The following is an 8,332-nucleotide window of genomic DNA, read 5'->3' on the forward strand; positions in this document are numbered from 1 at the left end:
CAGGCACTCCCCCCTACGCGGGAAGATGCATGCGGGTTCCAAAATAACCGGCAACGTCCGGGATGAGCTCCGCCGCTTCCCAGTCCGCTGGGATTCCCTGCTGAATCTCACCACTCGCCGTCTTCCTCAGGTCAACGGCAAACAGTGGATCAACAACGGCATCAGCCTCGCGTTTACGCGCCATGAATATTTCGATCTGCTGGCGCTCCAACATGTTGCTTAAATGTGGATAGTGGACTTCCAGCCACGGTGGCGCTTGCGCGCCGTTGCCCGTCTGTATCAGACGGCGTTCTATCTGCTGAAATAGCGGTTGACCCGGCCAATGCGCTGTTCAAGATCGCCAGACGTCCACGCCACGCCATAGTACATGGCCCGATCACAGGTGCAGATTATCGACTTCCCGAATGGTATCGGTGCCAATCATGATGTAAGGCAATCCGGGAGTATTGAATTGCTGGATCGGACGTTTATGACCTTGGCTGTTACCGGTAATACCCACGACCGGATCCAGCTGATGCAGGAAATCGAAGTCTTCACTGGGTCAGTTTTCGGTCAGCGGCAACACCTCGAGGATAGATTCGAAATAAGGCTCATAGTTTGTGGACAGATCGCCCTGCGTAAAACTGGCTCCGTAGGGGTCATTGATTAATGTGCGCCCTCGATCAACCGGCGTCTGCAAGAACTGCTTCCACTCCTGCGTATTGCTCAACCGCACCTGCTTGTCAAAAGTGGCCTGAACGCAGGCATCCATCTGCTTTTCAACTTGATGTTTGCGCGCGATGAACGAAGCGACCTGGTCCTCATCAACGGACCCCTGCAGAAAGGGATAATAGATGCTCAGATCAGTATTACCGGCATGTTTCAGACGCTGGTTGACGCAACCGAACAATCGATCAAGGCGCCCGACCCGCTGCTCATTGTCACCGGGTGACCCAGCCAGCCCGTAGTGATGAATCTGATGACACTGCATGTGCAGATTGACTCCCTCCTGGAGCACAGAAGTAGACACCAGCACATTGGGATAGAACGGACTGTTGAAGCCAAGGATCAACCGCTGCCGACTATGACTATTCTCTCCACTGGCATACAAGCCCGGGCTGGTGAGACCTTTAAGAATTCGCCACTCATGATCCCAGTGATTGAGACCGTGATCAATGATCTTGCCGCACAGCTGATCGAAGGTTTCAAGCGCAGCAATGAAGTAGCGCAGCATCAACGACCCGTCAATCCTGCCGCTCACCCACTGATAAAAACTCCGGTAATTGCCATGCACATTCCTGTCGCGCCTACCGCGTCGGAACTCAACAAACCACCCATAAAGCTCGACAATCACCGGGCTCGCATGCAGGAAGCCAGCTTTGAGATAATTGCCAAAATTTTCCGCAACCGCCTTATCCGACTCAGCCCAACACTTGAGTTTTTGTCGAAGCAAATCGGGTAACCGGGGTACCAGAAGCGACCAAACGCTAAACATGGGTTGATCGAACTTGCCGTCCGGCTGTACACGATCACCGATCGCCAGCTTTAGCTGTTCCTGATTGCCCCAATGTTGAAAACGAGCGAATTTAGCGGCATTGGCATAGTCCGCCCTCTTCGCATCTGCCTGAGTGTAATAGCCGGTATAACCCGCCTCCAGGTAGTCAGATGCAGGCTCCAGAAACAATGAAAATACACTTTCTGGCTTGCTGAAGCGCAAACGTGAATTGACACAGTCGATCTGGCCACCCAGCTCCTTTTTAACCACGAACAGTTCAGCAATACGCGATGCCAGTTGGCCGCCATGCTCGTCGCTGTCCTCGTCGTCGCCAACAATGTCCACAGCCTCGTCCGTGACAAACGCATGATCAAGTCCGGAAATGAGCTGATCATAAGACGCCCGCGACCAGCCAGTCTTGCGCCAAACGCCCACCCGAGGGTCATTTAAGGGTATGCCCCAGGCCTGAACAATTATGCCTGCCAGTAACTCGTCATAACGCTCATTGACCCGTTGAGTCAGTTCGCGGACCGAGGGAATACGCCGCACAAAAATCAAATGCTTATGGTCATGCAGCATCTTGTCCTGACCATACAGGTCCTCGGGCACACACTGATCAATCAATGCACCGTATTTGGGGTGGTCGGGAAAGGTACCAAACTGCTTGCGGTAATCCCCCGTCAGCTCGCGTAGAAGCTCTGTATCACTGGCCGTGGAAAAGTCCTCGGCAGCTTTGTCCACAATTTCTATAACCTCGTCATCATCGCTGCTCTGAGCCAAAACCGGGAGATGGCCCATCGACTCAAAGCCCTCAAGATAACCATACATAAGGCTCTTGTTTTCTTTCTGCTTGCGCAGATCCGCCACCAGCCTTTTCTGATAAAGCGCGAAGAACATCTCCGCATTCGGCCGCCCCTCAAAGCCAGCGGGTATGGCTTTCTCATGCCGATAGTGGCGCTTACTGTACAACCCCCCAGCGCCTTCCATCAGCCGCAGTCGTCTAAGGGCATACTTCTCCAACAATGCTTTGGTTCTAGCCGAGCCACTGAGCGCTGCCAGCTCGCCTTCGGGGTCAATCTCAGTGAAGTAGCTGAGAATACTCTGCACATCGATCAACCGAGAGTGACTCGGAGTTGCCGTCAGCAGTAAATTCTTCGCCCCCAGTCGATGTCCTTCAGCACCAAAAAGTGCACGCGCAGCACTGACCCGCTGGGACCCACCATTCAAATTCCGCAGGTAATGCGCCTCATCGACGATGATCAGATCGAAGCCGGACTCACCCAGCTTGTTTTTGAGCCGCTGATGAATGATCCCGGCTGCAGCTTTGGCCGCACCCGCTCCATCGGACTTGTCCTTTTTCGCCACCAGCCCACTGAGGGAATGAATAGTCGTCAGGTATAAATGCCCGGTTCCCCGCTCAACCTCATTCACCAGATCATCCAGTCGATAACATTCTTGTACCGAGGGCACCGGTCTACCGTCGACACTGCTTTTCACACTGTGGTCGGCCTCGCGGTAATGTTCACGTACAAAAGTTTCGAATTCACGTCGCCAATGCCGGCAAATATCCCGGCCTGGGGCCATGACCAACACACGCGCTTGCGGCTTCAACTTCCACAACAAAGCCGCCACACCAAGCGCCTGAAAGGTCTTACCCATGCCGACCTCATCGGCCAGCAGTGCAACGCCATTGGCAGCAAGCAAGTTCCATAGGTAAGCCACGCCTTCGGTTTGTTTGGCCGCCATCGATTCACGATTATCCGGCGCATAATGCCAAGCGGGGTCATTGCGCTCAAAGTTGATCCAGTGCGAGACACGCTGCGGGTCTAACCCGCCCCAGGTTGGCGAACTCATTGTGTGCCCCACTTGCCACTGATTAGCTGATACTCCTGCTGCAAGCGCTGACGATAAGCATCGTTGGCGCCAGCCGGTAATTCAGGCTCCGTAATAAACAATGCCCGCCATCGCGACAGCGGCACGGACTGCCCATTTTTGGGTAAGCGTTGACGAATACGAACTGCCAATTCACACAGGCCATTAACTTCCTGAGCCAGAAACCAGCTGAACACATCGGCGCCGTTTTTTCCGATACGTTCAGCCGCTTTCCCTACCAACTCCTCCAGGCAGCCCGGCCGACTAAAGACCCAGCGTTCGAGCGTATGAATGTGCTCAATCTCATGAAGTCGCGCGGCATACTGGTAGCTGGCAGAAAACAGCCGGAAGTAGCTGATCTCGCCTGAATCTCCCACAGCTTGCATCGTATTGCTCCCATCCCAGGTCGCCCCGTCCAAAAGCAGCTCGCCGCTCTCGGTTTCTCGCACCCGGTAGCTTGCATCTTCCAGCGAAGGTTCGTTACCGGCATACGTCATGGCGTCAAACAGACTTTTCAAATCATCGTACTGCTGGGCGCGTCGATGCTGCGTGTGGGTTTCGATCAGCATGCCAACGTGGCAAAGCTTGTCCCCCCTAAACACTCTGAAGCAGTGGTCGGTGAGTAGTGCGCGCACTGTACCTATGGGCAGATCAGAGATCTGGAGGGCTTTTTTCTGCGGCATCCAGTGCAGAGGAAGTGGCTTTTCATGGTCAGGCAAGCGCAGGGTAAAGTCCTGCTCCGGCGAGCAAGCTGCATGCCACTGACCTTTAAAACAGTAGGTCTGGCTGGCCCAGTCAAACGTTACGGCAATATCAAACGGCAGGGGTTCAGGCGCCACAAGCGCCTCGGCTGCCAATTGTTCATCCGTAGCAAACAGGCCGTCATGTGCATCCAGCACCTTACCCAACAGCGGATCAATCGGACTGTTGTCAGCAATAATAAAGCCCGCTTCGATGTTGTTGTGGCGCCCGTCAGCCTGCCCGCCGACTCGTGCATTGGCCCCCGCATGGGTAAAGTTCCAGGAACCGATCGCCAGGTGCCTGGAAGTCTTCCAGAGTTTGGCGTGGCACATGGACATCCGCTCATCCAGCGCGCGCGGGTTCTGGCACAGAATCAGTTCTTTGTCCTTGAACAGTTGCCCCAGCGCGTCACTCCACTGGGTCCGCAGGTACTGCCCATCCACTCGGTCCGCCACCAAGCTGACCTTCAGCTGGGGCTGGTTGAAGTTCTGTTTCAGATCACGAATAAACCCTGCAAGGTCTTTGGGAAAATACGGCGACCACACCGCCAGACGCTGCAACGATTTACCACCGAATAGTTGGCTGATGAATGCCTCACTCTGGAAGCTGTGGCAGAAATGCACGGGAGACTCGCTTCGAGCAAAAACTCTACGTTTTTCTAAGGGGCACTCCTCGCCCACATTGGCAAAAACAACCTGAAAAAACGCTTTCAACGACTGGTAAAGCGCCAGGGTTTCCACCGATACAAAATGAAAGACTTCCTGATTGCGCCCCCAGCCACTGAGCGTCAGGTTGGCACTGCCCGCACCCAACACGCGGCCATATTCCCCCTCCAGATAAATCACTTTGGCATGGAAAAGGCTGTCTTCGGTGATCCCCAGGCGAGTCAGCTCAACCTTGTTGCCCGGCGATACTCCATATACCGGTATCGAAGTGCGCTTGTTCTGATCGGCACCAATAAAGCGCCGATCGCAAAACACCCGAAAGTCAATGCCGCTATCATTCAGCACCAACTGCAAGGCCTCATAATCCATACGCGTGCGTGGGATCTCTGCCCCCAGTATTGTGGGCAGCAGGTAGGTTTCGATAAATTCGATATCAATATTGAAGCTTGTCAGCCACACCCGCTTCAGCTTGCCGCAGACTTTGATCTGTTCGGCAAAGGCATTCAGCAGTTTCATGGCTGCCCCCCCCGGTAACCAGCCACCAGATTTCGGAACTGCGGGATGTAATAATTATTCACCCAACGCCCGGCTGGCCATTTTTCAGCGGTCGGTAAAGTCGTAGTGCGGGCATTGACTTTAATCCGCTCAAAATCCTGCGCTTGCACCCAAGGCTGCTGCCCACGACCACGCATCACCCCTGCGTGATAATCGAGCAACCCGCGCAATTGCTCGGCAAAACTTCCTGTACGGGACAGCTTCAGTAAATATCCCAGGCGTTTTTGGCCGGTGCCGGTCAACACGGAAGTCAGCGACGGAAGTTCTTCTATCTGACTAGCAGCGGTTGCCAGGGTATTGGCATTACGACCAAGCGCCTGCCAGTGGGCCTCGATCTGCGAAATACTCTGATTCTTGGCATGACGCGCCAAGGTAAACATCAAATCGGCTTCCGCCAGCAGAGGCTCCAGAGTTTGTACGTGAAGCAGTTTTCGCTGCTCCACGGGATCGCAACAGTGCTGACGACCCAAAGAAAACAATTGTTGTATGGGCAAAGGTAACTCGGGCGACTGCTGCGCCTGTTTATCGAGCACACTCAACAGAGCACCCGCAGCGCCGCTAGCCAAGCCGGTAATATCCAGCCAGAAATCACGGGTATCCGCACCCACTTGGCTTGGGCTTGGTAGCGCCTTGCGGTAGGCATCCAGCAGGCTGGCCGGCAAGTCATCGAAGGAGAACGTAGACTTGCGCCGATAGCCTTGCAGCAACTCCATCAGATGCGCCTTGGCTTCCTTGTACAAAGCTGCCAGTCGTTCACAGCCTTGGATCAGCAGGTGGCTTTTGTCCCACAGCTTGGCCGCTTCGGGCTGATGGTGGTAGTTGTAGGTCGCGTTAAAAAAGCCCATTTCCATAAAGGGGGTCTTGTAACGCCCACTCACGCCTAGCCCCAACTGGCGTACGAGTAGGTAGCCTGCTTTTTTGTGGGTAAATTGAAGCTTTGGATTGCCTTGTGCCTCTAGCCGGGCACGGGCCTTACTGGCCCCCAGAATTCCCAGGCTTTCCACCCCTGCATTGGCAGGTGCAGCGACCATTGCATAGGTAAAAAGGTTTTCCAGGTAGACCAAACAAGCTTGACGTAACGCCAGACTGTGTTTATCGCCTACCTCCTCGACCAGCGCCTTGCTGGGTTGCACGGCATCGTCGTCGCACAAGTCGCGAATCAACGTATGGTGCAGCAGGTTGAGGGTGTAATTGCGCACGTCGTTGGAAATGGAATTGACCCGGTTGCGGAAGATCTGCTGGCCAAAGGCCGACCAGATCACCAGCACGCCTAGAGGGTCGATATAGCTGTCGCCGCTCAGCTCGTCATCGTATTCAGTCAGAAACCGGTTTAACTGCATTGCATTCCCTTGTTTGAAGCTGGCCCGTTATATCCCCCACATCCCGTCAAGAAAATTTTCCAGCGCATCTCAAGCGGAGCCACTTGAGTGATGTGGGGTAAGCGACTTGAGCCTTCGGCTCAACACGAACGATGGGATGAAATATCTTCGATATACCAAAGGCATAAAGCCGCCACGGCCACCATGACTACACGCGGAGCCATTAGCTGAGCAGTGCTGGCGTCATCCCAAAATTTTAATAATGTCGAAAAATCCACATTTCAGCCTTCAAGTTAGCTTTTATGAGCTATCAACGCTTACGCAGGAAGAAACGCAGGACATCCCGGCAAGCTTGTTCCAACGATGTTTTTTAGGAATGTCTGGATGCCTGATCCTTAAGCAGGATGCTAAGGATATGCAGCGTAGAGATGGGCGCTCAGAGAAGAAACGTCATCCTTGCGAGGCAAATATCTATTCATGTCCTTTTGCCAGCACGATACGCTTCATCCCTCCGTACGGCAAAGCCATATGCGAACGTCAGCCGACCAAGCGTGTCGCTTAGTTAAGCACATGAAAACGACAATCCGACTCTGAGGATCCTCATGCCCAGGGCGCGAATCACGTGAAGTCGAGCTCAGCCCCCATTCAACATCTCTCGAACACTTCTGTCTGCGCACTCAGCCCTATCAGTCCAAGCGAGAGTATTGTTCGCGATTTTCAGAGCAACGATTAACTGATCAAGAACGGACAGCTCTGCGTAAACGTCCGTTCGGCCTGAAGGTCTGACTGGACGCATTGACGTGCTGCTTGTGCCTTCCGGGACAAACTCTGGCCTTTGTATCAGCCGAAGATTCCACCCAGAGCCAGTCGTTTTGTAGGGGTAAAAACGACAAAAATAAAAAAGGGGTCGCGAGATAAAATCTCGCAACCCCTTGAATTATATGGTCGGGACGGAGTGATTCGAACACTCGACCCCTAGCACCCCATGCTAGTGCGCTACCGGACTGCGCTACGCCCCGACTGGTTTTTCATCTCACCCTTCACCTCGAAGAGCGCTCAAGAATATATCGCAAGCTTTTGAAAACTGGAAGTATTCAAAAGCAGCTTTTTATTTCTTGAGAACCAACAGCACGTCTTCCAATTCGGCAATCATCTGGCGAATCATCTGTTTGTATTGGGTAGTGTCGTCTTTGGCTTCATCGCCGGACAGGCGCAAGCGTGCGCCGCCGATGGTGAAACCTTGATCGTAAAGGAGCGCGCGGATCTGCCGGATCATCAGCACGTCCTGGCGCTGATAATACCGGCGGTTTCCGCGGCGTTTGACGGGGTTGAGTTGAGGAAACTCCTGCTCCCAGTAGCGCAGCACGTGTGGCTTTACGGCACACAGCTCGCTGACTTCACCGATGGTGAAGTAGCGTTTGCCCGGGATGACGGGTAGTTCGTCGTTATGACTTGGTTCCAGCATAAGCCTCAACTCGGGCCTTCAACTTCTGCCTGGACGAAAGGTGACCACACGGCGAGCCGTGATCGGGATTTCTTCCCCCGTTTTCGGGTTGCGGCCAGGCCGCTGGCGTTTGTCCCGAAGGTCGAAATTGCCGAAACCGGACAATTTGACCTGCTCGTTGTCTTCAAGAGCTAGACTGATATCCTCGAAAAACAGTTCTACCAATTCCTTGGCTACCCGCTTGTTCAGGCCCAGCTCTTCA

At 53.9% G+C, this 8,332-nt stretch carries 5 protein-coding genes, 1 tRNA gene and 1 pseudogene; 1 reads left to right on the top strand and 6 read right to left on the bottom strand.

The window, feature by feature from the left end; translation table 11 throughout:
- Positions 1-25 precede the first annotated feature (25 nt).
- The gene (locus ACIP66_RS06345; RefSeq protein WP_400646386.1) at positions 26-223 is read left to right on the top strand and encodes a hypothetical protein; all 198 of its coding nucleotides are present in this window, start codon (positions 26-28) and stop codon (positions 221-223) included.
- Between the two features lie 318 nt (positions 224-541).
- Here the strand turns inward: ACIP66_RS06345 and ACIP66_RS06350 are convergent, their stop codons facing one another.
- From ACIP66_RS06350 to ihfA, 6 genes and pseudogenes are all read right to left on the bottom strand, one after another.
- Positions 542-3,328 carry a DEAD/DEAH box helicase gene (locus tag ACIP66_RS06350; protein WP_400646389.1) on the bottom strand — a complete coding sequence of 929 codons (2,787 nt, stop codon included), beginning with the start codon at positions 3,326-3,328 and terminating at the stop codon, positions 542-544.
- On the bottom strand, positions 3,325-5,268 hold the full coding sequence (locus ACIP66_RS06355) for a hypothetical protein (RefSeq protein WP_400646391.1): 1,944 nt from the start codon (positions 5,266-5,268) through the stop codon (positions 3,325-3,327). Before ACIP66_RS06355 ends, ACIP66_RS06350 begins: the two co-directional genes overlap by 4 nt.
- Positions 5,265-6,647: a hypothetical protein gene (locus tag ACIP66_RS06360; RefSeq protein ID WP_048377036.1), complete on the bottom strand. Its 1,383-nt coding sequence runs from the start codon at positions 6,645-6,647 to the stop codon at positions 5,265-5,267. Before ACIP66_RS06360 ends, ACIP66_RS06355 begins: the two co-directional genes overlap by 4 nt.
- A gap of 921 nt (positions 6,648-7,568) precedes the next feature.
- A tRNA-Pro gene (locus tag ACIP66_RS06365) sits at positions 7,569-7,645 on the bottom strand.
- A gap of 89 nt (positions 7,646-7,734) precedes the next feature.
- On the bottom strand, positions 7,735-8,091 hold the full coding sequence (locus ACIP66_RS06370; protein WP_223471987.1) for a MerR family transcriptional regulator: 357 nt from the start codon (positions 8,089-8,091) through the stop codon (positions 7,735-7,737).
- Positions 8,072-8,332 (bottom strand): annotated as a pseudogene (ihfA, locus tag ACIP66_RS06375) (integration host factor subunit alpha); the annotation flags it as partial. The pseudogene ihfA and the gene ACIP66_RS06370, both read right to left, overlap by 20 nt.

The sequence above is a fragment of the Pseudomonas sp. NPDC088429 genome, from assembly GCF_044753305.1.
Classification (GTDB): Bacteria; Pseudomonadota; Gammaproteobacteria; order Pseudomonadales; family Pseudomonadaceae; genus Aquipseudomonas; species Aquipseudomonas rustica.